General features: G+C 69.1%; 21 protein-coding genes. 10 read left to right on the top strand and 11 right to left on the bottom strand.

Going from position 1 to position 23,971, the window contains the following annotated elements:
• Positions 1-57: 57 nt before the first annotated feature.
• From RAB71_RS07330 to prmB, 3 genes are read right to left on the bottom strand one after another with little or no spacing between them, the layout of a single operon-like run.
• The gene (locus RAB71_RS07330) at positions 58-1,095 is read right to left on the bottom strand and encodes a D-glycerate dehydrogenase (RefSeq protein WP_029561758.1); all 1,038 of its coding nucleotides are present in this window, start codon (positions 1,093-1,095) and stop codon (positions 58-60) included.
• The gene (aroC, locus tag RAB71_RS07325; protein ID WP_010340525.1) at positions 1,088-2,191 is read right to left on the bottom strand and encodes a chorismate synthase; all 1,104 of its coding nucleotides are present in this window, start codon (positions 2,189-2,191) and stop codon (positions 1,088-1,090) included. The genes RAB71_RS07330 and aroC overlap by 8 nt, the downstream gene beginning before the upstream one ends.
• A 10-nt stretch (positions 2,192-2,201) precedes the next feature.
• Positions 2,202-3,128 carry a 50S ribosomal protein L3 N(5)-glutamine methyltransferase gene (gene prmB, locus RAB71_RS07320; protein WP_010340524.1) on the bottom strand — a complete coding sequence of 309 codons (927 nt, stop codon included), beginning with the start codon at positions 3,126-3,128 and terminating at the stop codon, positions 2,202-2,204.
• 79 nt (positions 3,129-3,207) lie between these two features.
• On the opposite strand from prmB, the gene RAB71_RS07315 reads away from it, so the two are divergent.
• Positions 3,208-3,858: an SCO family protein gene (locus RAB71_RS07315; protein WP_010340523.1), complete on the top strand. Its 651-nt coding sequence runs from the start codon at positions 3,208-3,210 to the stop codon at positions 3,856-3,858.
• Entirely contained in the window at positions 3,855-4,700 is an 846-nt protein-coding gene (gene asd, locus RAB71_RS07310) for an archaetidylserine decarboxylase (RefSeq protein ID WP_010340522.1), read from the top strand. Before RAB71_RS07315 ends, asd begins: the two co-directional genes overlap by 4 nt.
• A gap of 413 nt (positions 4,701-5,113) precedes the next feature.
• Here asd and RAB71_RS07305 read toward each other — a convergent pair whose 3' ends face one another.
• A complete protein-coding gene (locus RAB71_RS07305) occupies positions 5,114-6,712 on the bottom strand; it encodes a transglycosylase SLT domain-containing protein (RefSeq protein ID WP_010340521.1) in 1,599 nt (532 codons plus the stop codon).
• A 334-nt stretch (positions 6,713-7,046) separates the two neighbouring features.
• Between RAB71_RS07305 and RAB71_RS07300 the strand changes: the two genes are divergently transcribed.
• The gene (locus tag RAB71_RS07300; RefSeq protein WP_010340520.1) at positions 7,047-8,552 is read left to right on the top strand and encodes a helicase HerA-like domain-containing protein; all 1,506 of its coding nucleotides are present in this window, start codon (positions 7,047-7,049) and stop codon (positions 8,550-8,552) included.
• A gap of 124 nt (positions 8,553-8,676) precedes the next feature.
• Positions 8,677-9,063 carry a GFA family protein gene (locus RAB71_RS07295; RefSeq protein ID WP_234006550.1) on the top strand — a complete coding sequence of 129 codons (387 nt, stop codon included), beginning with the start codon at positions 8,677-8,679 and terminating at the stop codon, positions 9,061-9,063.
• Between the two features lie 129 nt (positions 9,064-9,192).
• Here the strand turns inward: RAB71_RS07295 and RAB71_RS07290 are convergent, their stop codons facing one another.
• Positions 9,193-9,855 carry an NUDIX domain-containing protein gene (locus tag RAB71_RS07290; protein WP_234006549.1) on the bottom strand — a complete coding sequence of 221 codons (663 nt, stop codon included), beginning with the start codon at positions 9,853-9,855 and terminating at the stop codon, positions 9,193-9,195.
• A 194-nt stretch (positions 9,856-10,049) separates the two neighbouring features.
• Between RAB71_RS07290 and RAB71_RS07285 the strand changes: the two genes are divergently transcribed.
• Positions 10,050-11,330 (top strand): membrane protein, encoded by a 1,281-nt coding sequence (locus RAB71_RS07285; RefSeq protein ID WP_010340517.1) that lies wholly within the window; start codon positions 10,050-10,052, stop codon positions 11,328-11,330.
• Between the two features lie 62 nt (positions 11,331-11,392).
• Here the strand turns inward: RAB71_RS07285 and RAB71_RS07280 are convergent, their stop codons facing one another.
• Complete coding sequence (locus tag RAB71_RS07280) at positions 11,393-12,832, bottom strand: rhomboid family intramembrane serine protease (RefSeq protein WP_010340516.1); 1,440 nt, start codon at positions 12,830-12,832, stop codon at positions 11,393-11,395.
• A 108-nt stretch (positions 12,833-12,940) separates the two neighbouring features.
• Between RAB71_RS07280 and greB the strand changes: the two genes are divergently transcribed.
• Positions 12,941-13,447 carry a transcription elongation factor GreB gene (gene greB, locus RAB71_RS07275; protein ID WP_010340515.1) on the top strand — a complete coding sequence of 169 codons (507 nt, stop codon included), beginning with the start codon at positions 12,941-12,943 and terminating at the stop codon, positions 13,445-13,447.
• Positions 13,448-13,489: 42 nt separating this feature from the next.
• Here greB and rimO read toward each other — a convergent pair whose 3' ends face one another.
• Entirely contained in the window at positions 13,490-14,878 is a 1,389-nt protein-coding gene (rimO, locus tag RAB71_RS07270) for a 30S ribosomal protein S12 methylthiotransferase RimO (RefSeq protein WP_010340514.1), read from the bottom strand.
• A gap of 155 nt (positions 14,879-15,033) precedes the next feature.
• On the opposite strand from rimO, the gene RAB71_RS07265 reads away from it, so the two are divergent.
• The 3 genes from RAB71_RS07265 to RAB71_RS07255 are packed head-to-tail and all read left to right on the top strand — an operon-like array spanning position 15,034 to position 16,308.
• Positions 15,034-15,696: a dienelactone hydrolase family protein gene (locus tag RAB71_RS07265; RefSeq protein WP_010340513.1), complete on the top strand. Its 663-nt coding sequence runs from the start codon at positions 15,034-15,036 to the stop codon at positions 15,694-15,696.
• A gap of 8 nt (positions 15,697-15,704) precedes the next feature.
• Positions 15,705-16,112, top strand: coding sequence for an HIT domain-containing protein (locus RAB71_RS07260; protein WP_010340512.1), 408 nt, complete (start codon positions 15,705-15,707; stop codon positions 16,110-16,112).
• 28 nt (positions 16,113-16,140) lie between these two features.
• On the top strand, positions 16,141-16,308 hold the full coding sequence (locus RAB71_RS07255) for a LiaI-LiaF-like domain-containing protein (RefSeq protein ID WP_003467495.1): 168 nt from the start codon (positions 16,141-16,143) through the stop codon (positions 16,306-16,308).
• 79 nt (positions 16,309-16,387) lie between these two features.
• On the opposite strand, the gene RAB71_RS07250 is transcribed toward RAB71_RS07255, so the two are convergent.
• The 3 genes from RAB71_RS07250 to apbC all read right to left on the bottom strand — a co-directional run bounded on the left by RAB71_RS07250 (position 16,388) and on the right by apbC (position 18,508).
• On the bottom strand, positions 16,388-16,915 hold the full coding sequence (locus RAB71_RS07250) for an RDD family protein (protein WP_010340510.1): 528 nt from the start codon (positions 16,913-16,915) through the stop codon (positions 16,388-16,390).
• 40 nt (positions 16,916-16,955) lie between these two features.
• The gene (gene dcd / locus RAB71_RS07245) at positions 16,956-17,528 is read right to left on the bottom strand and encodes a dCTP deaminase (protein ID WP_010340509.1); all 573 of its coding nucleotides are present in this window, start codon (positions 17,526-17,528) and stop codon (positions 16,956-16,958) included.
• Between the two features lie 128 nt (positions 17,529-17,656).
• The gene (apbC, locus tag RAB71_RS07240) at positions 17,657-18,508 is read right to left on the bottom strand and encodes an iron-sulfur cluster carrier protein ApbC (protein ID WP_010340508.1); all 852 of its coding nucleotides are present in this window, start codon (positions 18,506-18,508) and stop codon (positions 17,657-17,659) included.
• Positions 18,509-19,273: 765 nt separating this feature from the next.
• On the opposite strand from apbC, the gene RAB71_RS07235 reads away from it, so the two are divergent.
• Positions 19,274-22,033, top strand: coding sequence for a TonB-dependent siderophore receptor (locus RAB71_RS07235; protein ID WP_010340507.1), 2,760 nt, complete (start codon positions 19,274-19,276; stop codon positions 22,031-22,033).
• A gap of 312 nt (positions 22,034-22,345) precedes the next feature.
• On the opposite strand, the gene RAB71_RS07230 is transcribed toward RAB71_RS07235, so the two are convergent.
• Positions 22,346-23,911, bottom strand: coding sequence for a sulfotransferase (locus RAB71_RS07230; RefSeq protein ID WP_010340506.1), 1,566 nt, complete (start codon positions 23,909-23,911; stop codon positions 22,346-22,348).
• Positions 23,912-23,971 lie beyond the last annotated feature (60 nt).

Below are 23,971 nucleotides of genomic sequence, written 5' to 3'. Positions count from 1 at the left end.
CTGCCACGTGGATTCGGGGAACCTGCCGTGCGCGTCGCGCGCGGCGCCGCAGGCTCCCTATCGTTTTTTGTCCGCGATCGCCCGCGCGCCGCCACCGGCCGCGGCGATCGCGTCCAGGTTCAGCGCATTGGGCGGGCGTCCGGCGTCGGCGCCGATGCCCAGCGCGGCGAGCAGGTTGTCCACCGCCAGCGCCACCATCGCACGGCGCGTGGCCACGCTGGCGCTGCCGATGTGCGGGGTCAGCACCACGTTGCGCAGCGCCAGCAGCTCCGGACGGATCGCCGGCTCGCCTTCGAACACGTCCAGTCCGGCGGCGGCCAGGCGCCCATTGGCCAGCGCGTCGGCCAGTGCGACTTCATCGACCAGGCCGCCGCGGGCGATGTTCACCAGCGTCGCGGTCGGCCGCATCTTCGCCAGCGCCGCGGCGTCGACGATGTGGTGCGATTGCGCGCTGTACGGCAGCACCAGCAGCAGGTGGTCGGCGCGTGCCAGCAACGCGTCGAAGCCCACGTACTCGGCGCGATGCGCGCGTTCCACCTCGTCCGGCAGACGACTGCGGTTGTGGTACAGCACGCGCATCGAGAAGCCGGCGGCGCGGCGCGCGATGGCCTGGCCGATGCGACCCATGCCAAGGATGCCGAGCGTGCTGCCGTGGACATCGGCGCCGAGCATGGTCTGGAACGACCACTGCTGCCACTGCCCCGCACGCAGCCAGCGCTCGGCCTCGCCGACGCGCCGCGCGGCGGCCATCAACAGGGCGAAGCCGAGATCGGCGGTGGTCTCGGTGAGCACGTCGGGGGTGTTGGTCGCGACGATGCCGGCCGCGCTGAGCGCGTCCAGGTCCAGATTGTTGTAGCCGACGCCGACGTTGGCGATGGCGCGCAGCCGCGGCGCGCCGGCGATCTCGGCGGCGCCGATGCGTTCGTTGAGGGTGACGAGGGCGCCGTCCAGCGGCGCCAGTGCGGCGGCCAGATCCTGCGGCGAATACCGGGTCACGTCCGCGGTGGTGGTCAGCGCGCAATACTCGCCGAGCCGTGCGACGACGTCGTCGAACAGCGGCTGGCTGACCCACACCCGCGGCAGTGACTCAGCCATCGCCACCGCCGGGGATGCGCGGGGTCACCGTGCCGACGTCGCCGCATTGCGCGCGGTGGCGCAGCGCCTGGTCCATCAGCACCAATGCCATCATCGCCTCGGCGATCGGGGTAGCGCGGATGCCGACGCAGGGGTCGTGGCGGCCGGTGGTGATCACGTCCACGACCTGCCCGTCCACGTCCACCGTGGCGCCAGGCAGGCGCAGGCTGGAGGTGGGCTTGAACGCCACCGAGACGACGAGGGGCTGGCCGGTAGCGATGCCGCCGAGCACGCCGCCGGCATGGTTGGACTGGAAGCCGTCCGGCGCGATCAGGTCGCGGTGCTCGGTGCCCTTCTGGGTCACCGCGGCGAAGCCGTCGCCGATCTCCACGCCCTTGACCGCGTTGATGCTCATCATCGCCGCGGCCAGTTCGCCGTCGAGCTTGCCGTAGATCGGCTCGCCCCAGCCGGCCGGTACGCCGTCGGCGACCACGGTCACGCGCGCGCCGATCGAATCGCCGGACTTGCGTAGCGCATCCATGTACGCCTCCAGCTCCGGCACCTGCGGCGCGTGCGGCCAGAAGAACGCGTTGTCCTCCACCGCGTCCCAGGCGAAGCCCTGCGGCAGCAGCGGCCCGAGCTGCGACAGGTAGCCGCGCACGCGCACGCCGTAGCGCTGCGCCAGCCACTTCTTGGCGATGACGCCGGCGGCCACGCGCATGGTGGTCTCGCGTGCCGACGAGCGCCCGCCGCCACGCGGATCGCGGATGCCGTACTTCTGCCAGTAGCTGTAGTCGGCATGGCCAGGGCGGAACTGCCGGGCGATGTCGGTGTAGTCCTTGCTGCGCTGGTCAGTGTTGCGGATCAGCAGGCCGATCGGAGTGCCGGTGGTGCGGCCTTCGTAGACCCCGGACAGGATCTCGATGGCGTCGGCCTCGCGCCGCGCCGAGGTGTGCCGGCTCTTGCCGGTGGCGCGGCGCTGCAGGTCGTGGGCGAATTCGCTGGCGTCCAGCTCCAGCCCGGGCGGGCAGCCATCGACCACGCAGCCGATCGCCGGCCCGTGCGATTCGCCGAAGGTGGTGACGGTCAGCAGCTTGCCGAAACTGTTCGCGCTCATATCGCTTGCGTCACCGGTCCGCGGCCAGCGCGGCGATGCGCGCGTGGTGCGCGAGCAGTTCGCTGCGCTCCACCGCGAAGATGCCCATCTGCCCGACCTTGAACTCGACCCAGGCGAAATCCACTTCCGGCAGCAGCTGCGCCAGCGCGCGCTCGGACTCGCCGACCTCGCAGATCAGCAGGCCGTCCTCGCTCAGGTGCGCCGGCGCATCGCGCAGGATCTTCAGCGCCAGGTCCAGCCCGTCGTCGCCCGCGCGCAGGCCCAGCTCCGGCTCGTGCGCGTACTCCGGCGGCAGCGCGTCGGTCTCGGCGTGGGTGACGTAGGGCGGATTGGTCACGATCAGCTCGTAGCAGCGCCCGCCTAGGCCGGCGAACAGGTCGGACTTGACCAGTTCGACGTTGTCGGCCAGCAGACGCTCCTTGTTCTCGGCGGCCAGGCTCAGCGCCTCGTCGCTGATGTCGACCGCGTCCACCTGCCAGTTCGGGTTGTAGTGGGCCATGGCGATGGCGATGCAGCCCGAGCCGGTGCACAGGTCCAGTGCGCGCTCGACCGGGCGTCCGGCCAGCCACGGCTCGAAGCCGGCCTCGATCAGCTCGGCGATCGGCGAACGCGGCACCAGTGCGCGCGCATCGCTCTTGAAGCTCAGCCCGGCGAACCAGGCCTCGCCGGTGAGGTAGGCGGCGGGGATGCGCTCGGCGATGCGGCGCTCGAACAGCGCCAGCACCTGCGCCTTCTCCGGTGTGGTGACCCGCGCGCTGCCGTAGGCCGGGCCGAGGTCGTGCGGCAGGTGCAGCGCGTGCAGCACCAGCTGCGTGGCCTCGTCCAGGGCGTTGTCGTAGCTGTGGCCGAAGCTCAGCCCGGCGGCGTTGAAACGGCTGGTGCCGTAGCGGATCAGGTCGATGATCGTGTGGAGTTCGGCGGCCGCGTCGGCAGTCATGGCAACAGGCAAGGCAATTCGGCCCCCGATTATAGAGGCCCGGCCGCTATGATGAGCGTTCGTTGCATGGGAAATCAGTATGTTCAACCGCACCTTCGGCATCGTCCTGGTGGTTGCCCTGGCCGCCGGCCTGGGGCTGCTGCTGGCCCAGAAGTACTTCGGCGGCAGCGCCGCCCCGGCCTGGCCGGAGACCCGCACGGTGCGCATGTACCCGCAGCCGCGGCCCCTGCCCGACTTCCATCTGCGCCAGACCGACGGCACGCCGCTGGTGCCGGGTGAACTCAAGGGCCACTGGACCCTGGTGTTCCTGGGCTTCACCGCCTGCCCGGACGTGTGCCCGACCACCCTGGCCGACCTGGCGCGCGCGCAGAAGCAATGGGAGACGCTGCCGGACACGCTGCGCCCGCGCGTGTTGTTCGTCTCGGTCGACCCGCAGCGCGACACCCTGCCGCGGCTCGGCGAATACGCGCACGCCTTCCACAAGGACACCATCGCCGCCACCGCCGACGTGCCCGAGCTGGAGCGCTTCGCCACCGCGCTGGGCTTCGTGTTCCAGAAGGTGCCGGGCAAGCATTACGCCGAGAACCCCAACGACTACAGCATGGACCACTCCGCCGCGATCGCGGTACTCGATCCGCAGGGCCGCCAGGCCGGGCTGATCCGCCCGCCGTTCGATGCCGCCGCGATCGCCGCCGACCTGCAGGCCCTGACCAAGGCCACCGCCCCATGAGCCTGACCACCCGCCTGACCTACGTGCTGCCGCACCGGCTGCTGTCCTCGCTGGCGCGGCGCCTGGCCTATTCGTCGCGGCCCGGACTGAAGCAGTGGCTGATCGACACGGTGGTGCGCCGCTTCGGCGTGGACCTGAGCGAGGCGGCGCAATCGGACGCGACCGCCTACCCGACCTTCAATGCCTTCTTCACCCGAGCGCTGAAGCCGGGTGCGCGCGTCGCCGATCCCGACATGCAGACGCTGCTGATGCCGGCCGACGGGCGCATCAGTCAGCTCGGCCGGATCGAGGACGGGCGCATCTTCCAGGCCAAGGGCCAGTCGTTCACCGCCGCCGAACTGCTCGGCGACGACGCCGCGGCGGTGCCGTTCGCCAATGGCCTGTACGCCACCGTGTACCTGTCGCCGCGCGACTACCACCGCGTGCACATGCCGTGGACCGGCACCCTGCGCGAAACCGTGCACGTGCCGGGACGGCTGTTCAGCGTCGGCACCGACGCGGTACGCAGCGTGCCGCGCCTGTTCGCGCGCAACGAGCGCCTGGTCTGCCATTTCGACACCGACTTCGGCCCGATGGTGTCGGTGATGGTCGGCGCGCTGCTGGTATCCGGCGTGGAAACCGTGTGGAGCGGCGTGGAGATCCCGCGCTACGCCGACCGCATCACCCGCAAGGATTGGCGCGGCAAGGGCATCACCCTGCAGCGGTTCGAGGAGATGGCGCGCTTCAACTATGGCTCCACGGTGATCGTGCTGCTGCCGCCGGGCGTGGCCGCGTTCGACCCGGCGCTGAAGGCGGAATCGCCGGTGCAGCTGGGGCAGGCGCTGGCGCGGTTGGTGCGCTGAGGTGCGCAGGGCCGCGCTGCGGCGCTTTGTGTAGAGACGCCCTTGTGGGAGGGACTTCAGTCCCGACGCATTGGCGCTGAGAGACCGCGAGCTCGCGATGGATGTCTGAAAAAGCCGCGCGCCTCGGCACTGCGGCTACCGCACCCTCATCCGGCGCTACGCGCCACCTTCTCCCGTGGGGAGAAGGGATTGGTCAGCGCTTGTCCTCACAGCCAGTGCTGCGGCGACCGCCCCACTGTGGGAGGGACTTCAGTCCCGACGCATGGACGGTGGCAGACCGCCGACTCGCAATGGATGACTGAAAAGCCACGCGCTCAACACCGCGGCAGCCGCACCCTCATCCGGCGCTTACGCGCCACCTCCCCCCCGAAAAGGGGGCCATGGTCCCGGAGGGAGAAGGGAGCGTCTGTGCCTTACTTCTCGCAGCCCACCAGCTTCAACGACTGCCCCGGCTTCAGCGCATAACCCGGCGCACGCAAGCCATTCGCCTTGGCCAGCTCCTTCAGGTCGCAATCGTGGCGGTCGGAAATCCGGCCCAGGGTGTCACCCTTGGCCACGCGGTAGTTGCGCACCTGCTTCTGCTTGGGCTTGGCCGGCGCGGGACGGCCGGTGGCCACCGTGGTCGGCACGCCGGCGACCGGGCTGACGTCGCCCACCGCCACGTTGCCGGTGAGGTCGGCGGCCGGCGCCGGGCTGCCGCTGCGCACCGCGGCGGTGACGTCGGCGGTGATCAGCGCGCGCGCCAGGTCGGCGCGCGGGCCGCTGACGCAGTAGCGGTTGTACAGGCCGACGATCTTGGTGGTGGCGTTGATGGTCACCCCGGCCGGGATCCAGCCGTCCGGCTCGTAGCGCGGGTTGAGGTTGCGCAGCGCGCGCATGTAGCCGTCGCGGGTGCCGTCGCTGCCCAGGCAGATGGTCAGTTCGTAGATGGTGGTGGACTTGGCCAGGCGCAGCGTGGCCGGCTGCGCATTGATCTTGGGGAAGGCCACGCCGTACTGCTGCGGGTGCAGGAAGATCCACGCCGCGGCGATCACCATCGGCACGTAGTCCTTGGTCTCGGCCGGGAACTGGTTGTACACCGATGCGTCCCAGAAGCTGCGGCCGGGCATCTGGTTGAACACGCGCGCGGCGCGGCCTTCACCACCGTTGTAGCCGGCCAGGGCCAGTTCGACGCTGCGGTTGAGTTCGGCCATGCGCTCGTTGATGTAGACCGCACTCGCTTCGGCGGCGCTGCGCGCGTCGTAGCGGGTGTCGAAGCCGGTGCCGTCCGGGCCCAGGCCGAAGCGGCGCCCGGTGGCCGGCATGAACTGCATCAGCCCGGCGGCGCCCACCCGCGAATTGGCGTGCACGCGGCCGTTGGATTCCTTGGCGATGATGCCGAACAGCAGCGCTTCCGGCAGGCCGCGTTTCTCCCACTCCGGCCACATGACCGCGCGCAGGTTCTGGTAGTTCTCGTAGCTGCTCATCAACGCCGGGCGCATGTCGGTGAGCCAGCGGCGGATGCCGGCCTGCACCGCCGGGTTGTACTCCACCATCGAATCGAAGGCGTGGCGCTTGTCGTTGAGCAGGCGTGCCGCGCGCGCCGCTTCCGGTACGTCGGCGGCGAGCGGGCTGATGTGGTCGGGGTCGGCCTGCAGCGGCGCCGAATCGTCGTCGGCGGCATCGGTGTCGCTGGCCTGGCCCTGCGCATCGGCCTTGGCCTTGAGCAGGCGCTTGTACGCACCCAGGTAGGTGCCGACCTCGCAGCCGCGCTGCTTGATGCAGGCCTGGATCACGTCCTCGATGTCCTCCAGCGCGGCGTCGCTTTCCTGGGTGCCCTTGGGGTCGCTGTTGCCGACCAGCACCATGGCGTCGTTGTAGCGCTTCTCGGCGGCGGCCAGGCGCTGGTCGAGGACGGCGATGGCGGCCTGGTCGCGGGCGGACACGCGGGCATGGGCGGCAGGAGCGGTGCAGGTCAGCGCCACGGCAGCCGCGACGGGCCACGCGTGGGTGAAGCGGAACGGAAGGGGCATGGTGGGACGCGGCGACGGAAAGGCCGCAGGGTAGCCCCCGCCGTCACATTGCGGCAAGGTCGCCGCGGCCGCGACCCGGCCCGCGGCGGGCCGACGTTCATGGCCGACGGGCATCCCGCGCTGCAGCACGGGGCATCGCGTGCGAACCCGGGCGACGCTGTTTGCGGCGGCACGCGTCGGCGCTGCCGCTGCGAACGGCCGGACACGGCAAAGACCGCTTTTGGCGGCGATGCCGGCCTTTATACGGCGGCGCGGGCGCGCCCAGGACAACGCGCACGCGTTCGGCTATCCCGCGGACGCTCTAGAATCCAGGCATCTCATTGCGGACCCCGATATGGACCCGATCCTGCTAGGCAAAGGCGTGACCGACGACATCGCGGTGCTGCTGCAACCGCGCCTGGGCAATCGCCACGGCCTGGTCGCCGGCGCCACCGGCACCGGCAAGACCGTGACCCTGATGACCCTGGCCGAAGGCTTCTCGCGGATCGGCGTGCCGGTGTTCCTGGCCGACGTGAAGGGCGACGTGGCCGGCCTGGCGATGCCCGGCGACGGCAGCGAGAAGGTGCTGCAGCGCGCCAGGGACATCGGCGTGACCGACTACGCGCCGGCCGCCAACCCGGTGGTGTTCTGGGATCTGTACGGCCAGCTCGGTCATCCGGTGCGCACCACCGTCAGCGAGATGGGCCCCACCCTGCTGGCGCGCGTGCTGGAACTCAACGACACCCAGGCCGGCGTGCTCGACATCGTGTTCAAGCTGGCCGACGACCGCGGCCTGCTGCTGCTCGACCTGGACGACCTGCGCGCGCTGCTGGCGCTGGTGGTGGAAGAGCGCAAGGACATCTCCACCGAATACGGCCTGGTCAGCGCGCAGTCGGTGGCGGCGATCCAGCGCGCGCTGCTGCGCCTGGCCCAGGACGGCGGCGAAGGTTTCTTCGGCGAACCGGCGCTGGACCTTGCCGAACTGATGCGCACCGCGCCCGACGGCCGCGGCACCATCAACATCCTCGCCGCCGCGCAACTGGTGCTCAAGCCGCGGCTGTACTCGACCTTCCTGCTGTGGCTGCTGTCGGAACTGTTCGAGCAACTGCCGGAAGTGGGCGACCTGGACAAGCCCAAGCTGGTGTTCGTGTTCGACGAGGCGCACCTGCTGTTCGACGATGCGCCGCCGGCGCTGGTGCAGCGCATCGAGCAGGTGGTGCGGCTGATCCGCTCCAAGGGCGTGGGCGTGTACTTCTGCTCGCAGTTCCCCGACGACGTGCCCGACAGCATCCTCGGCCAGCTCGGCAACCGCGTGCAGCACGCGCTGCGCGCCTACACGCCGCGCGACCAGAAGGCGGTGCGCACCGCCGCCGAGACCTTCGTGGCCAATCCCAAGCTGGATGTGGCCAAGGCCATCTCGCAGCTCGGCACCGGCGAGGCGCTGGTGTCCACGCTGCAGGACAAGGGCGTGCCTTCGCCGGTGCAGCAGACCCTGATCGCGCCACCGCGCTGCCGCATGGGCGCGATCACCGAGGCCGAGCGCGCGCAGGTGCGCGCCGGCAGCCCGGTCGGTGCGCGCTACGACACCCCGGTCAATCGCGAATCGGCGGCGGAAATGCTGGCGCGTCGCGTCGAGCAGAGCGCCGACCGCAGCGCCGCGCCGCCGGCACGCACCCGCGAACAGGACGAGGCGCAGGACAGCGGCTTCGGCCAGGCGGTCAAGGACGCAGTGTTCGGTACCAAGCGCCGCCAGGGCATGCTGGAGGCGATGGCCAAGCAGACCTCCCGCACCATCGGCAACCGCATCGGCCAGCAGATCGTGCGCGGCATCTTCGGCAGCATCTTCGGCGGAAAGCGCTGAGCGCGGCCGACGCCAAAGGAAGCTCCAGCATGGACAGGAACGCGATGGGCCCCTTGCAATGATGTCGCGGCCAGACAAGCTCACAACGCTCCATGGAAGCTGCCACTGCGGCTGCCTGGCCGTTGTGTTCTCGACGGATCAAGCGGCCGGGGACATCCATCCGCGCGCCTGCGACTGCAGCTTCTGCCAGAAGCATGGTGCGGCATACGTTTCCGATCCCGCCGGCACACTGCGACTGACGGCCATGCACGCCGAGGCCGTGCATCGCTATCGGCAGGGCGCAGAGGCCGCCCAATTCCAGTTGTGCCGCCAGTGCGGGGTGCTGGTCGCGGTCACGTTCGAACACCAGGGGCGGCTTTACGGTGCCGTCAATGCCGGCTGTCTGAACAAGACGCCGGCGTTGGGGGCTTCAGTCCCGGTGTCCCCGCAATGGCTGGACGCCGAGGCAAAAATGGCCCGATGGCGGCAGGCGTGGGTGCCGGACGTGCAATGGGTCATCGCTGACACCTGAGCATGCCTGGCGCACACCGTCGTCACCAGTGATCGACAGGCCCAACGTGCAGAACGCTGGATGCGCGGGGACGCGCGGTCTTCGATCCAGGCGATGCCACGCGCAGAGACAAGAACCGACAACGCCACACTAGGCCAGCAGCCCGTGCAGCTTGGCGTACTGCAACAGCATGATGGTCTTGGCGTCGGCGATCTCGCCGCTGCCGATCATCGCCAGCGCGGCATCGAGCGCCAGCTCCAGCACCTCGATCTCCTCGCCCTCGGCGGCCACGCCGCCACCGGCGCCGACCTTGTCGCGGTCGACGTATTCGCCGACGAAGAAGTACAGCCGCTCGGTCACCGAACCCGGGCTCATGAACGCCTCGAACACCTTGCGCACGTTTTCGATCCGGTAGCCGGTCTCCTCTTCGGTCTCCTTGCGGATGCAGGTCTCCGCATCGTGGCGATCGAGCAGCCCGGCGCAGGCCTCGATCAGCATGCCGTCGGGGTTGCCGTTGAGCAGGGTCGGCAAGCGGAACTGGCGGGTCAGCATCACCGTGCCCTTGGCGCGGCTGTAGAGCAGGATGGTCGCACCGTTGCCGCGGTCGTAGGCCTCGCGGGTGAGCGCCTGCCAACTGCCGTCGTGGCGCTGGAAATCGAAGCTGACCTTGCGCAGCACGTACCAGTTGTCCGACAGCACCTCGATGTTGGTGACGCGCACGCGCGGGTTGATGGAAACGAAGGAAGAATCCAAGCGAAGCTCCAAAGGGAAATGGGGATGCGCAGCGCGTGTGCAGGACCATCGGCCTGGCATCGCGCTGTCCACGTTCGGGCGCAGTGTAGCGAGCCGGCGCACGGCGACGGCGGGGCGGAACGCGCGTTGCGCAGTCGACCACACAATGGCTGCAGGCAACCCACGGGCCCCACTAGAGGTTTGCCCGGCGGCCCCCGATTGCGCGCGTCGCGGCCGACCCGCACAATCGTCTCACTTCGTAGACAGGGGGCGTCATGGAAGATCGTCGTCGCGTGGGCGCGAGCCACGCACACCGCAGCACACCCGAACCGTTCTGGGCGCGCACCCGCGCCATCGCGCTGTATCCGCTGCGTGGCGGCGCGCTGTACGCGCTGATCGCGCTGACCCTGTGCAGCCTGCTGGGCCTGCTGCCCGGCATCGGCTGGATCCTGGGCATCATCACCACCCTGGCGATCTACAAGTACGCCTTCGAGATCCTGCGGCACACCGCCGACGGCTACCTGGACGCGCCGGAACGCGGCTTCGATGTCGGCGACGGCGTGGTGCTGCGGCTGCTGGCAATGATGATCCTGCTCGGCGTGGCGGTGTTCGCGGCACTGATGCTGGCCGGGCCGGTCGGCGGCCTGCTGATGCTGCTGGCGGTGGTGCTGCTGCAGCCGGGCATCCTGATTTCCCTGGCGATGGACGGCAGCCTGCGCCGTGCGCTGAACCCGGCTGTGTCGATCGGCCTGGCGCTGCGCATCGGCTGGCCGTACCTGGCCGCGTTCGGCCTGCTGTTCGTGATCCAGGCCAGCGCGCTGAGCGCCGCGGCCTGGCTGCAGCGCGCCCTGCCGCCGCTGGTCGCCGACCTGGCGGTCACCGTGGTGACGATCTGGGGCCTGTTCGCGGCCTTCCACCTGATGGGCTATCTGGTCTACCAGTACCACGCCGTGCTGGGCTACGAACCGGCCGCCGCTGCGGCCAACGCCTTCGCCCGCCACGACCCGGACCAGCGCGTGCTCGACGAGGCCGAACAACTGGTGCGCGACGGCCACACCGACGACGCGCTGCAGGTGCTGCGCAGCGAAGTGCGCACCCGCGCGCTGAGCCTGGGCGTGCACGAGCTGTACCAGCGCCTGCTGCGCGGCAGTGCGCGTCACGACGAACGCCGCGAGCATACCCGCCAGTACATTCACCGGCTGCTGCAGGAAAAGCAGGAACGCCGGGCGCTGGCGCTGCAGCGCGAAGCGCTGGACACCGATCCCGACTTCGCGCCGCTGCTGCCGGAACAGGCCACGCTGCTGGCCGAACGCGCACAGCTGGCCGGACAGTTCCGGCTCGCCGCCGACGGCCTGCAGGCCGCGCTGCGTGCCTGGCCGAAAGCGCCGGAACGCAGCGCCTGGTCGCTGCAGGCGGCGTTGCTGCTGGCCGAACGCTTCGGCGAAGACGCGCAGGCCCGCGAGCTACTGGAGGACGCACTGAACCGCTGCGACGATGAGGTACAACGCGGCAAGCTGCAGGCGGCGTTGCGCGCGGTGACGATCGCGCCGGTCTAGCGTGGGTCGTGCGCGGCGCGGGGGCATGCTGACGTGCCCCGCTTCCGCGCCCGGCAGCGCCCTCACGCGTTGGCGAGCAGGAACCGCGCCTTGTCCGCCTGCGGCAGGTCCGGGTAACGCGCGACCAGCGCCTCCAGCACGCGCCGCCACTCCGTCGTGGCCTGGCGTTCGCCGTGGCCCAGCGCCAACCGGAACCAGGCCTGCGCCTGCTGCTCGCGTGGCGAGACCGCATCCTGCGCCAGCAGCGTCTCCGCCTCGGCCAGCAGCCCCAGCGCCATCCAGCGCGCGAACAACGCCGCACGCGTCGGCGCATCCAGATCACCGGCCGCCTGCAGCACCGCGGCCTGCTGCCGCGCCTCCTGGGGGGAAGCCGCCGACAGGCGCAACACCTCCAGCGCCCGCGCCCGCGCCGACGCGGCCTGGCCGGCATTGGCGGCCAGGCGATAGCGCGCCAGCGCCACATCGAAGCGCTGCGGCGCTTCCGCAGCCAGCGCGTCCAGCAACGCGCCGGCCTGGAGGTGTTCCATCCGCCCCAGATGCGTCTGCGCGCGGTCCCAGCGGTCGTCGGCCGGCATCCCGTCATCGTCGCGCAGAAACGCCTCGTGCGTCTGTCCGGTGGCCACCAGCACCGCGCCGAGCAGTGCGCCGACCACCAGCCCGCCGGCATGCGCGTCGAAGCCGATGCCGGCATCGCCGTTGAGCAGCAGGTTGTACAACTCCCAGCCCAGCCACAGCGGCAGCAGCACGATGGCCGGGGCGCGCACGTAGTCGAACAGCACCGCCGCCCAGTAGAAGAAGCGCACCGGGCGCCGCCCCCAGACCACGCAGAACGCGCCCATCAGCGCGGCGATGGCCCCGGAGGCGCCGAGACCGGCGCCGGCCTCGCCCCAGCGCCACCACAGGCTGGCCGCGCTGGCGCCGAATGCACCGAGCAGGTACACCGCCAGGAACCGCCAGCCGCCGATCGCGCCTTCCAGCAAGGTGCCCAGCGCCAGCAGGAACACCATGTTGCCGATCAGGTGCATGGCGTCGGCGTGCAGGAACGCGGCGCTGAGCATGCGCGCCGGCGCCCATTCGGAACTGCGCTGTACGTGGCGCAGGGTGAACACGCGCTGCAGCAGCGTGTCGTAGCGCGCGCGCAGCGGCGCCCAGGCCTGCCGTGCATCGGCGTCAGCGAAGGCGCTGCCGTCGCGCATGGCCTGCACGAACCGCACGTCGTGCAAGGTGGCGGCACCGACGAACGCGGTCCGCTCCGCCGCCGGCACCTGCTGCAGCCGTGCCAGCGCATCGCGCTGACCGCTGCCCTCCAGATAACGCGCATAGGCCGGCGCTTCCAGCGCGCCGAGCCCGGAGTCCAGGTAAACGCGCAGCGCCTGCCGTAGCGGCGCACCGTCGTGGCGCTGCCAGCCGACGTAGACCGCGACGTTGAGCAGGATCAGCAGCAGCGTGACCAGCGGAAAATTCTCCCGCGACAGCGGCTTGTGCAGCGGCAGGATCAGCATCGGGCGACGTTCGTGTGCGGGGCGGCGCCAGCTTCGGCGATCGCCTGCGGGTGCGCAAGCCGCAGCCACGCGCTAGCATCGCCACCCCGCTCCACCGCAGTCGTACCGATGAGCCGTTGGCGTCCCCCTGCCGAAAAAAGCACCGCCCTGATCACCCCGGAAGGCCATGCCCGGCTCAAGGCCGAGCTGGACGAGCTGTGGCGGGTGCGCCGCCCAGAAGTGGTCAAGGCGCTGGCCGCGGCAGCGGCCGAGGGCGACCGCTCGGAGAACGCCGAGTACACCTACCGCAAGAAGCAACTGGGCGAGATCGACCGCCGCGTGCGCTACCTGAGCAAGCGCCTGGAAGCGCTGCGCGTGGTCGCCGAGGCGCCGTCCGACCCGCAGGCGGTGTTCTTCGGCGCGCACATCGAACTGGAGGACGCCGACAGCGGCGAACTGCGCCGCTACCGCATCGTCGGCCCGGACGAGACCGACGCGGTGCGCGGCTGGATCAGCATCGATTCGCCGCTGGCGCGGGCGCTACTGAAGAAGCGCGTCGACGACGAAGTGGAAGCGCAGCTGCCCGGTGGCCGCCACAGCTTCGTGGTGGTGGCGGTGGACTACGCCACGCCGTGAGCGCGCGGCGCCACGGCGCCACGCGTGCCGCCGTCTGCGGCCTCAGAGCACCCGCAGATCCAGCGGCGTTGCCGACGACGCCTGCGCCGGCAGCCCATCGCCGAACAGGTCGTGCTCGTCGCTGTCGGTGATCTCGACCTGCACCAGGTCGCCCGGCTTCAGCCCGAGCTCGCCGCCGTTCTGGATATGCACCAGGCCGTCGATCTCCGGCGCATCGGCCTTGGAGCGCGCCACCGCGATACCGTCTTCCAGCAGATCGACCAGGCATTCCTGCACGCTGCCGATCTTGGCTTCCAGACGCGCGGCGGAAATCGCCGCCTGCCGCTCCATGAAGCGCGCCAGCCGTTCCTGCTTGACCGCTTCCGGCACCGGATCGGGCAGCGCGTTGGCGCTGGCGCCGTCCACCGGCGAATAAGCGAAGGCACCGACGCGATCGAGCTGCGCCTCGTCGAGAAAATCCAGCAACTGCTCGAACTCGGCGTCGGTCTCGCCGGGGAAGCCGACGATGAAGGTCGAACGCAGGGTGATCTCCGGGCACAGCGCACGCCAGCGCTGCACGCGCTCCAGGGTGCGCTCGACCGCGCCCGGCCGCTTCATCAGCTTGAGGATGCGCGGGCTGGCGTGCTGGAAGGGGATGTCCAGGTACGGCAGCAGCTTGCCCTCGGCCATCAGCGGGATCACGTCATCCACGTGCGGGTACGGATACACGTAATGCAGGCGCGCCCACGCGCCCAGTTCCGACAGACCCTCGCACAGCGCCTTCATCCGCGTCTGGTAGCTGCGGCCACGCCACTCGCGCTCGGCGTACTTGAGGTCCACGCCATAGGCCGAGGTGTCCTGCGACACCACCAGCAATTCGCGCACCCCACCCTTGACCAGACGCTCGGCCTCGCGCAGCACCTCGTCGACCGGGCGCGACACCAGGTCGCCGCGCATCGACGGAATGATGCAGAAGCTGCAGCGGTGATTGCAGCCTTCGGAGATCTTCAGGTAGGCGTAATGCCGCGGCGTCAGCTTGACCCCGATGTCGTCCTCGGCGCCCCGCGCCCGCGGCAGCAGGTCCACGAACGGATCGTGGCGCGGCGGCAGCGCCGCATGCACCGCTTCCATCACGCTCTGGTAGTCCTGCGGACCGGAGACCGCCAGCACGTCCGGATAGGCCGCGCGGATCTGCTCCGAACGCTTGCCCAGGCAGCCGGTGACGATGACCTTGCCGTTCTCGGCCATGGCCTCGCCGATCGCCTCCATCGACTCGGCCACCGCCGAATCGATGAAACCGCAGGTATTGACCACCACCACGTCGGCCGCGTCGTAGCTGGGCACGATCGCATAGCCCTCCACGCGCAGTTGGGTGAGGATGCGTTCGGAATCGACAAGGGCCTTCGGGCAGCCGAGGCTGACGAAGCCGACTTTGGGGGTCGCGAGAGACATTGGGGCCGGGGTCCGGGGGCCTGGGAGAAAAACAGCGCGCGAAGTATACCGGGCCGGGGCCGCCGACGCGGCCCGGCCGGTGTGCGCCCGCTCACCCCGGCTTAGCCTGGGCCATGGATAATCCGCCGCTTCCCCCACGCCACAGGAACGCCGCTATGGGCCACTGGACCACGCTCGATACCGCTCACGGCCAGGTTTCCGCCTGGCACGCCCTGCCCGAGGGCACGCCGCGCGGCGGCCTGGTCGTCATCCAGGAAATCTTCGGGGTGACCGACTACATCCGCGAGGTCGCCGACCGCTACGCCGCCCACGGCTACGAGGTGCTGGCGCCGGCACTGTTCGATCCGGTCGAGAAGGACGCGCAGCTGGCCTACGACCAGGACGGCGTGCGCAAGGGCCTGGAGCTGGTCGGTGCGCTGGGCTTCGATCGCGCCCTGGACATCGTGCAGGCGGCCGCGCAGGCGCTGGCCCCGGCCGGCAAGGTCGGCACCCTGGGCTACTGCTGGGGCGGCAGCGTCGCGCTGCTGTCGGCGCTGCGCCTGGGCCTGCCGTCGGTGAGCTACTACGGCGGCCGCAACACCCAGTTCCTGGACGAGACGCCGAAGGCGCCGGTGCTGTTCCACTTCGGCGCGCAGGACGGCAGCATCCCGGCCGAGTCGATCCAGCAGCACCGCGAGAAGCTGCCGCAGATGCAGACCTTCGTCTACCCGGCCGGGCACGGCTTCGACCGCCATGTGGATCCGAACCACTACGACGCCGACAGCGCCGAACTCGCCCGCGAACGCAGCCTGGCGTTCCTCGCCGAGCACGTGGGCTGAGCCGCGGCATGACCGACTTCGTCCTCGACCCGCGGCTGCAGGCCGACAGCGCGTTCGTCGCCGACGGGCCGCTGTCGCAGGTGCGGCTGATGGACGACGCCCGCTTCCCGTGGCTGCTGCTGGTGCCGCGGGTGGCCGAGGCCAGCGAGTGGATCGACCTGGACGGCGGCCAGCAGCGCCTGCTGCTGGCCGAGATCAACCAGCTCTCGCAGTTGCTGCGGCAGGAGCCGGGCGTGCACAAGCTCAACATCGGCGCACTCGGCAACGTGGTGCGGCAACTGCACGTGCACGTACTGGGGCGGCATCCGGGCGATGCCGCCTGGCCCGGCCCGGTGTGGGGCAACGGCACCGCACAGCGGCTGCCTGCCGAAGAACTGCAGGCGCGTGTTGCGGCGTGGCGCCAGCGGCTACGATAGGCGCCCTTTTTACGGAAGCCGCGCCTCCATGAAATCCAATGTGATCGCCGCCATCGTGCTGATCGTGATCGGCCTGGTGTTCCTGGCCAACAACCTGGGCTGGACCAACCTGAGCCTGGGCCGGCTGATCGCCACCTGGTGGCCGGCGATCCTGGTCGCGGTCGGCGTCGGCATGCTGTTCGGCCGCGGCAAGTAGGTGGAGCCGGGATTGGGGATTTGGGAGTGGGGATTCGCCTGGGCGATCCCCACCCCGCTATTGCATCGCGATCGCCCGCTCAGCGGCGGACGTTGACCACGCGGGTGCCGGCAATCAGGTCGTGCAGGCAGCGTTTGTCCTGGCGGAAGATGAACAGCGTGTCCACCAGCACATAGATGCTGCCCACGATCGGCACCAGCGAGATCGCCTGGGTCGGCAGGTAACGCAACGCGATCAGACGCCAGAACAGCGGCTGCCCGCCGTCCAGGTCGGCGATGCGGATCCACAGCAGCTTCTTGCCCCAGGTCTGGCCGCTCTTGGCCAACGGGTAGCCCTGCACCAGCAGGAAGATCACCATGCCCAGCACGCCGTAGCCGAACGTGGTCAGGAACGGCAGCTGCACGCCGCTGCGCGCGGCCTCCATGATCTTGCCGAAGTAGCCGGTCAGCGCCGCCACCGGCAGAAACGTCGCCAGCGAGATCACGCCGTCGATCAGCGCCGCACCGAGGCGCTCGCCACGGCCGGCGAGGACCTCGCCGCCGGCGGTGCCCGGCAGCGCGGGCGGCAATGCCGCGTCGGGGGCCTGGTAGGGATTGGGGTCGTTCATTGCGCGCTCCTTGTGCTGTGGGAAAGATCGGGTCGGGCGGTCAGGTCTTGGGCAGGGTCACGCCGGTCTGGCCCTGGTACTTGCCGCCGCGATCCTTGTAGCTGGTCTCGCAGACGTCGTCGGCATCGGACTGGAAGAACAACATCTGCGCCACGCCTTCGTTGGCGTAGATGCGCGCCGGCAACGGCGTGGTGTTGCTGAACTCCAGGGTCACGTGGCCTTCCCACTCCGGCTCCAGCGGGGTCACGTTGACGATGATGCCGCAGCGCGCATAGGTGCTCTTGCCCAGGCACACCACCAGGGTGTCGCGTGGGATGCGGAAGAACTCCACCGTGCGCGCCAGCGCGAAGCTGTTGGGCGGGATGATGCACTCGTCGGCCTCGATGTCGACGAAGCTCTTGGGATCGAAATGCTTGGGGTCGACGATGGTCGAGTTGATGTTGGTGAACACCTTGAACTCGCGCGAGCAGCGCACGTCGTAGCCGTAGCTGGAGGTGCCGTAGCTGACGATGCGCTGGCCGTCGACCTGCTTGACCTGGCCCGGCTCGTAGGGCGCGATCATGCCGTGCTGTTCGGACATGCGGCGGATCCAGCGGTCGCTCTTGATGCTCATGGGGGTTCCTGATGCGGTGGCGGCGGCCGCAGCCTGCGCGCCGGGAGCGCGGCCGACCGATGGGGCCGGCCGCAATGACCGGCGATTCTACCGGTCGCGGGGCGTTCGCGGCAGGCGCCGCGCGCCGCTCAGCGCAAGGCCGCGGAGATCGGGATGGCGGCGCGCGGGCGCTTGCGCAGTTCCTCGGTCAGGCGCTGCGCGGTGGCCAGGTAGGCCTGCGCCGCGGCCGACTCGGGCGCCGCCGCCACCACCGGGGTGCCGGCGTCGCCCTGCTCGCGGATTGCGATCGCCAGCGGCAGCGACCCCAGCAGCGGCACACCGTACTGCTGCGCCATGCGCTGGCCGCCGCCCTCGCCGAACAGGTGCTCGACATGGCCGCACTGGCTGCAGGTGTGCACCGCCATGTTCTCGACGATGCCCAGCACCGGCACCTCGACCTTCTCGAACATCTTCAGCGCCTTCTTCGCATCCAGCGTGGCGATGTCCTGCGGGGTGGTGACGATCACCGCACCGGCCACCGGGATCTTCTGTGCCAGGGTCAGCTGGATGTCGCCGGTGCCGGGCGGCAGGTCGATCAGCAGGTAGTCCAGGTCGTCCCACAGGGTATCGGCGAACAGTTGGGTCAGCGCCGAGGTCGCCATCGGACCACGCCAGATCATCGGCGTGTCCTGGTCCACCAGCAGCCCGATCGACATCGCCTCGATGCCGAAGGCGCGCATCGGCTCGATGCTCTTGTCGTCCGGACTGTCCGGGCGCCCGCTCAGGCCGAGCATGGCCGGCACGCTGGGGCCGTAGACGTCGGCATCCAGCACGCCCACGCGCGCGCCCTGGCGCTGCAGGGCCAGGGCCAGGTTCACGGCGGTGGTGGACTTGCCCACCCCGCCCTTGCCGGAGCCGACGGCGATGACGTTGCGGATGCGCGGATGCGGGGCGAGCTTGGGCTGGACGGCGTGGGCGGGGAGACGCGGGCGTTCGGTCATCGGGAAACTCAACAGGAAGCGTCGGCAGCGCACACGGGCATGCGCAGGACAGAAAGGAACATGGACCGCGGCAGGAATGCCGCTGGCAGCGGCAGCGGCGCGGGCCGCACAGACATGACTATACAAGTGCCTCGCCACACGGTCCCGCGCCGCCGCCGGCGCGTGCGCCGGCCGATCTTGCGCAAATGACGCCCGGCACCGGCGGCCACCGGACTTTTTCGCCCCTGACCATGCTCGCCACGGACACCGGCCCGCACAGGCACAGGATCGTCGCGCACGATGCCGGCGCCCCCGGCGCGCCCATCCCACGCCCCACGATGGCGAATCGCGCTCACCGAAATGGTGCATCAGCGGCATCGCCTCCCTGGCGACGATGCCGACACTCTCCAGTCGGCACGGGCCTTCCGGGGCCCGACCGGCTCCGAGGCGCCAACGTTCAGCAACCTGCACAGCAAACGCCCCGCAATGGTGCATAGCAGCGCGAAATTTGTCTACGCAGGTGCCAGGGGCCGGCGTTCGCCGACATTTCCCGCCTGATCGCGGCACTTTTCGCCTGTAGACGAAAAAAGTGACACCCATGTACAAACGGTGTTAAGTCCGTGTTACGTTTGGGTTGGTCGCAGGATGCGATCCCACTTTCAAGGCACATGTCGCGGCACGAGGCCCCTCGCCTTATCGATTGATTTTCGGGGATAGAGAAAGATGACTGCTCGTCATACTCGTAGTTTCAAGCACAGCCACCTGAGTGCCGCACTGGCCTCCGCCATGCTTGTCCCGGCCGCGTTCGCCGCCTTTGCGCAGGACGCCTCGACCGATGGCAAGACCGACAAGGCGACGGATCTGGAAAAGATCACCGTCACCGGCTCGCTGATTCCGCAGACCGAGATCGAGACCGCCACGCCGGTCACCACGATCAATGCCGAAGAGATCAAGGCGCGCGGCTTCAGCACCGTTGCCGACGTGCTGCAGAAGAGTTCGTTCGCCACCGGCGGCGTGCAGGGCGGGCAGACCTCGGGCACCTTCACCCAGGGCGCGAAGACGGTGAGCCTGTTCGGCCTGCCGCCGGGCTACGTGAAGTACCTGATCGACGGCCGCCCGATGTCGAACTATCCGGCGCTGTACAACGGCAGCGACACCTTCAACAACATCAGCGGCATTCCGATCGACCTGGTCGACCGCATCGAAATCCTGCCGGGCGGCCAGTCGTCGCTGTACGGCTCCGACGCGATCGCCGGCGTGATCAACGTCATCCTCAAGAAGAAGATGGACGGCGCGGTGTTCAGCATCCGCGGCGGCGGCTACTCCGAGGGCGGCGGCAGCAACTTCCGCGCCACCTTCGCCGACGGCTGGACCTCGGCCGACGGCCGCACCAGCGTGCTGGGCGGCCTGCAGTACGAAGAGAAGGATCCGATCTGGGGCTACCAGCGCGACCTGACCAAGCAGTTCAACACGCAGGGCTACACCGCCCAGCTGCCGAGCCGCGACTTCCTGGTATACAGCCCGTTCACCAGCTACAAGTTCCTGGATCCGAACAACTGCAACAACCTGTCCGGCCTGTTCGGCGGCACCATCGCCAAGCAGCAGCGCCCGGGCTTCGGCGACACCTACTACTGCGGCTCCAAGTACACCCCGGGCTACCGCACCCTGGACAGCGGCAACAAGTCGCTGCAGGCCTACGTGCACGCCACCCACGACCTCAACGACAACGTGCAACTGTACGGCGACGTGCTCTACAGCCACGACGAGGTCAAGTACCACTCCGGTTCCAACTACCTGTGGTGGGGCACCAGCGCCGACTTCGGCTACTACTACGATCCGAACGTGGGCGACCTGCTGAACCTGCAGCGCTCGTTCGCGCCGGAAGAAATGGGCATCAACGGCATCAAGGACACGATGAGCCGCGACAAGAGCGACTCGGTGCGTGTGACCTTCGGCGCCCAGGGCCAGCTCGGCCAGTCGAGCTGGGACTACGATGCCGGCGTCACCTACACCCAGTACAAGCTGCAGGAGCGCAGCTTCGTCCGCTACAAGAACGCAGTGGACCAGTTCTTCATCAATAAGGTGCTGGGCCCGCAGCTCGGCCTGGATCCGCTGTACGACACCTATCCGGTGTATGCGCCGAACTACGCCGCGTTCTACTCGCCGATCACCCAGGCGGAGTTTGCCAGCTTCACCGGCCATGCCACCAACAAGAGCAAGACCTCCGACGGCATGATTCGCGTGCAGGCCACCAACGGCAAGCTGTTCAGCCTGCCCGGCGGCGACGCGGGGCTGGCCGTGGTCGGCGAATACGGCAAGCAGAAGTGGGACTACGATCCGGACCCGGCGATCCTCAACGGCGAAGTCTGGGGCCTGACCTCGGTGGCCGGCGGCGGCCAGCGCGACCGCTACGCGCTGACCTCGGAACTGCGCATGCCGGTGTTCGACCCGCTGACCATCACCCTGGCCGGTCGTTACGATGCGTTCAAGGCCAGCGGCCGCACCATCGACAAGCCGACCTACAGCATCTCGCTGGAGTACCGTCCGTTCGAGACCCTGCTGCTGCGCGGCAAGTACGGCACCGCGTTCCGCGCACCGACCCTCTCCGACCTGTACCAGGGCCAGAGCGGCTACTACAGCAGCGTCATCGACTACTACCAGTGCGCGCGTCGCGGCTATCTGCCGGGCAACACCGACAACTGCCCGGCCGCGTACTCCAACCGCCAGTTCCGTGGCGCGCAGTCCGGTAGCCTGGACCTGAAGCCGATCAACGCCGACGTGTGGAGCGCGGGCTTCGTGTGGTCGCCGGTGGACCGCATGGCGCTGACCGTCGACTACCTCAACTGGGACATCAGCGATGAGGTCACCCAGCAGAGCGCCAATGCTCTGAGCCTGCAGGACTACCGCTGCCGCGCCGGCATCGACGATGCCAACTCGGCGCTGTGCCAGGCCACGTTCGCCCAGGTCACCCGCAATGCGGCCGGCCAGATCACCAACATCTACACGCCGAAGGTCAACGTCTCCAACCAGAAGCTGGAATCGGTCACCGCCTCGTTCCGCTATGGCTACGACTTCGGCCGCTGGGGCGACCTGAGCACCATCGCCAGCTACAGCGAGAACCTGCGCCACAAGTACGTGCGCTACGCGGGCGACACGCCGGTCGACCTGCTGAACGATCCGTACTGGAGCACCGACCCGAAGCGCAAGGCCGACGCGTCGCTGACCTGGGACATCGGCAAGTTCTCGACCACCTGGTACGCGAGCTGGTTCGACAAGACCCCGAACTACGCCGCCACGATCAGCGCCGATGGTTATGCGGCTCCGCGCGCCGGCAAGCTGCCGTCGCACATCACCCACAACGCCAGCGTGACCTACAAGGCGTTCGAGGGCATGGAGCTGTCGCTGATGGTGACCAACGTGTTCAACAAGATGCCGCCGTTCGACGCGTCCTACCCGGGCAGCGCGCAGTGGGCGTACAACGAATACAACTTCGATGTGTACGGCCGTGCGTACTACCTGGAAATGCGTTACTCGTTCGGCAAGTAAGAACGCGCGCATGCAATGAAAGAACCCACCCGCAAGGGTGGGTTTTTTTATGCACGATCGTGGAACGGCGGCCCTTCCCTCGCATGCCGCAGCCGGCAGGCAGCGCGATCGCCGCGATCGTCACGCCGCGGCATCACTCCGGCGCGTCGGCGCCATGGATTGGACGCGGCCTCGCTCATCCAACCGCATGCGTGACGAACGAATCACGCGCCCCATGCTTGCGTCAGCACCGGTGCGCGACAAGCCACGCGCAGGCATCGCGATGCGCGTCCAGGACAGTGGCGAGCAACCGCACGCCGGGCCGCCGCGACGCTACGGATAGAACCCCGACAACAGCGCCTTCAACTCGTCCAGATCCTCGCCATAGCGCTGCCAGCGCCCCATGTAGGAACGCGTCATCGACGTGCGCACCTGCACCACGCTGGCGGTGGCCACCGGCGCCTGGTTCTGCTCGAAATGCAGGCAGGCGTCGTCCCACGGCAGGCCGCAGAACTCCAGCAGGCGGCGCGTGGTCGGCTCCTGTGCGGTCACCAGATCCTCGTAGTCGACCTGCAGAATGCGCTGCGGCAGCACCGCGTTCCAGTGCGCCATCAGCCGGTCGAACATCAGAAAGTAGCGACCGACGTCCATCAGGTCGAAGGAATAGTCGTAGTACGGCGAGGACAGCGCGAACAGCTGGCGGAAGTTGCTCAGGCAGGTATCCATCGGATCGCGCCGCAGGCACACGATCTTCGCCTTCGGCAAGGCCCGCGCGATGTGGCCGGCGTAGAGGAAGTTGTGCGGCAGCTTGTCCACGAAGCGTGGCTTCAGCGCGGTGCCGGGGCGCGTGGATTCGACATAGCCACGGCCGAGCGCGCGCCAGTCCAGTCCCTGCACCTGGCTCAGTGTGGCGACGTCGAGGATCTCCGGCGACGGCGTGCCGGTCAGGCGCTTGAGCACCACCGAGAAGTTCTGCAGTTCGCCCGCCGAGTGCACCTGCGGATGGCTGGACAGGATCCGGTCCACCAGGGTGGTGCCGCTGCGCGGCATGCCGATCACGAAGATCGGCTCCTCGCTGTCGAAGCCCGTTACGGGTGCGTCATCGGCGCGGAAGCTCCGCTCCAGCGCATCGAACAGGCGCGCATCGCGCTCGGAGGTGTAGCCGCGCGCCCGCTTGTGCACCGACTTGCCCTGCACATAGCCACGGAAGGCCGCGCGGTAGTCACCCAGATCCTCGTGCTCCTTGGCCAGCGCAAGGTTCAGGTACAGCACCGCATTGGGATCGTCGCCGGCCGACGCCAGCGCGGCCTCGAGCAGGGCCAGGTTGTTCTCTTCCGGCGTCCACTTGCGCAGTTGCGACAGCGACAGATACACCTTCCAGTAGCGCGGCTCCAGCGCCAGGCAAGCGCGGTACTCGGCCTCGGCCTCCTGCAACCGACCGGAGAACAGCAACGAGGTCCCCAGGTTGTAGCGGAAGCTGGCCTGCTGCGGCGCCGCCTGCACCGCACGCGTGAACGCCTGCAACGACGCAGCGTGTTCGTTGACCTGGCTGTAGACCACGCCCAGCGTGTCCAGGGTGTGCGCATCGGTGGGCTGCAGCGCCATCGCATGATCGGCGAAACGGTGCGCATCCTGCAGGAACCGACCCATCGCCAGCACCCGCGCCAGTTGCGCCGCGTAGTCGGCGCGTTCGGGATTGAGGGTCGCGGCCTGGTGCAGGTGCATGGCCGCGACCTGCATCTGCTGCAGTTCCAGCGCCGCCACGCCAGCGACGAAATGCACACCCGGATGCTGCGGCAAGGCTTGCAGCAGCAGCTGCGCGATCCGCTGCGCCTGTGGCCAGTCGCTGCGGTTGAGCGCGGCGATGGCTTGGTTGTAGAGCTGAACCTGTTCGCTCATGGATGCGCCCGATCTCCCCTGGAAGGCTGGCCGCGGCGCATGCAGGCACGCACGGCGGTC

It is taken from the genome of Xanthomonas sacchari (genome assembly GCF_040529065.1).
In the GTDB taxonomy this organism is placed as follows: Bacteria; Pseudomonadota; Gammaproteobacteria; order Xanthomonadales; family Xanthomonadaceae; genus Xanthomonas_A; species Xanthomonas_A sacchari.
Note: the sequence above shows the minus strand (reverse complement) of the source record. Positions and strands in the feature narration are given on the sequence as shown.

Coding starts and splice junctions, on each gene's coding strand:
- RAB71_RS07330 (WP_029561758.1), bottom strand. CDS start 1,095: ATGGCTGAGTCACTGCCGCGGGTGTGGGTCAGCCAGCCGCTGTTCGAC.
- aroC (WP_010340525.1), bottom strand. CDS start 2,191: ATGAGCGCGAACAGTTTCGGCAAGCTGCTGACCGTCACCACCTTCGGC.
- prmB (WP_010340524.1), bottom strand. CDS start 3,128: ATGACTGCCGACGCGGCCGCCGAACTCCACACGATCATCGACCTGATC.
- RAB71_RS07315 (WP_010340523.1), top strand. CDS start 3,208: ATGTTCAACCGCACCTTCGGCATCGTCCTGGTGGTTGCCCTGGCCGCC.
- asd (WP_010340522.1), top strand. CDS start 3,855: ATGAGCCTGACCACCCGCCTGACCTACGTGCTGCCGCACCGGCTGCTG.
- RAB71_RS07305 (WP_010340521.1), bottom strand. CDS start 6,712: ATGCCCCTTCCGTTCCGCTTCACCCACGCGTGGCCCGTCGCGGCTGCC.
- RAB71_RS07300 (WP_010340520.1), top strand. CDS start 7,047: ATGGACCCGATCCTGCTAGGCAAAGGCGTGACCGACGACATCGCGGTG.
- RAB71_RS07290 (WP_234006549.1), bottom strand. CDS start 9,855: ATGCCAGGCCGATGGTCCTGCACACGCGCTGCGCATCCCCATTTCCCT.
- RAB71_RS07285 (WP_010340517.1), top strand. CDS start 10,050: ATGGAAGATCGTCGTCGCGTGGGCGCGAGCCACGCACACCGCAGCACA.
- RAB71_RS07280 (WP_010340516.1), bottom strand. CDS start 12,832: ATGCTGATCCTGCCGCTGCACAAGCCGCTGTCGCGGGAGAATTTTCCG.
- greB (WP_010340515.1), top strand. CDS start 12,941: ATGAGCCGTTGGCGTCCCCCTGCCGAAAAAAGCACCGCCCTGATCACC.
- rimO (WP_010340514.1), bottom strand. CDS start 14,878: ATGTCTCTCGCGACCCCCAAAGTCGGCTTCGTCAGCCTCGGCTGCCCG.
- RAB71_RS07265 (WP_010340513.1), top strand. CDS start 15,034: ATGGGCCACTGGACCACGCTCGATACCGCTCACGGCCAGGTTTCCGCC.
- RAB71_RS07260 (WP_010340512.1), top strand. CDS start 15,705: ATGACCGACTTCGTCCTCGACCCGCGGCTGCAGGCCGACAGCGCGTTC.
- RAB71_RS07255 (WP_003467495.1), top strand. CDS start 16,141: ATGAAATCCAATGTGATCGCCGCCATCGTGCTGATCGTGATCGGCCTG.
- RAB71_RS07250 (WP_010340510.1), bottom strand. CDS start 16,915: ATGAACGACCCCAATCCCTACCAGGCCCCCGACGCGGCATTGCCGCCC.
- dcd (WP_010340509.1), bottom strand. CDS start 17,528: ATGAGCATCAAGAGCGACCGCTGGATCCGCCGCATGTCCGAACAGCAC.
- apbC (WP_010340508.1), bottom strand. CDS start 18,508: ATGACCGAACGCCCGCGTCTCCCCGCCCACGCCGTCCAGCCCAAGCTC.
- RAB71_RS07235 (WP_010340507.1), top strand. CDS start 19,274: ATGCTTGTCCCGGCCGCGTTCGCCGCCTTTGCGCAGGACGCCTCGACC.
- RAB71_RS07230 (WP_010340506.1), bottom strand. CDS start 23,911: ATGAGCGAACAGGTTCAGCTCTACAACCAAGCCATCGCCGCGCTCAAC.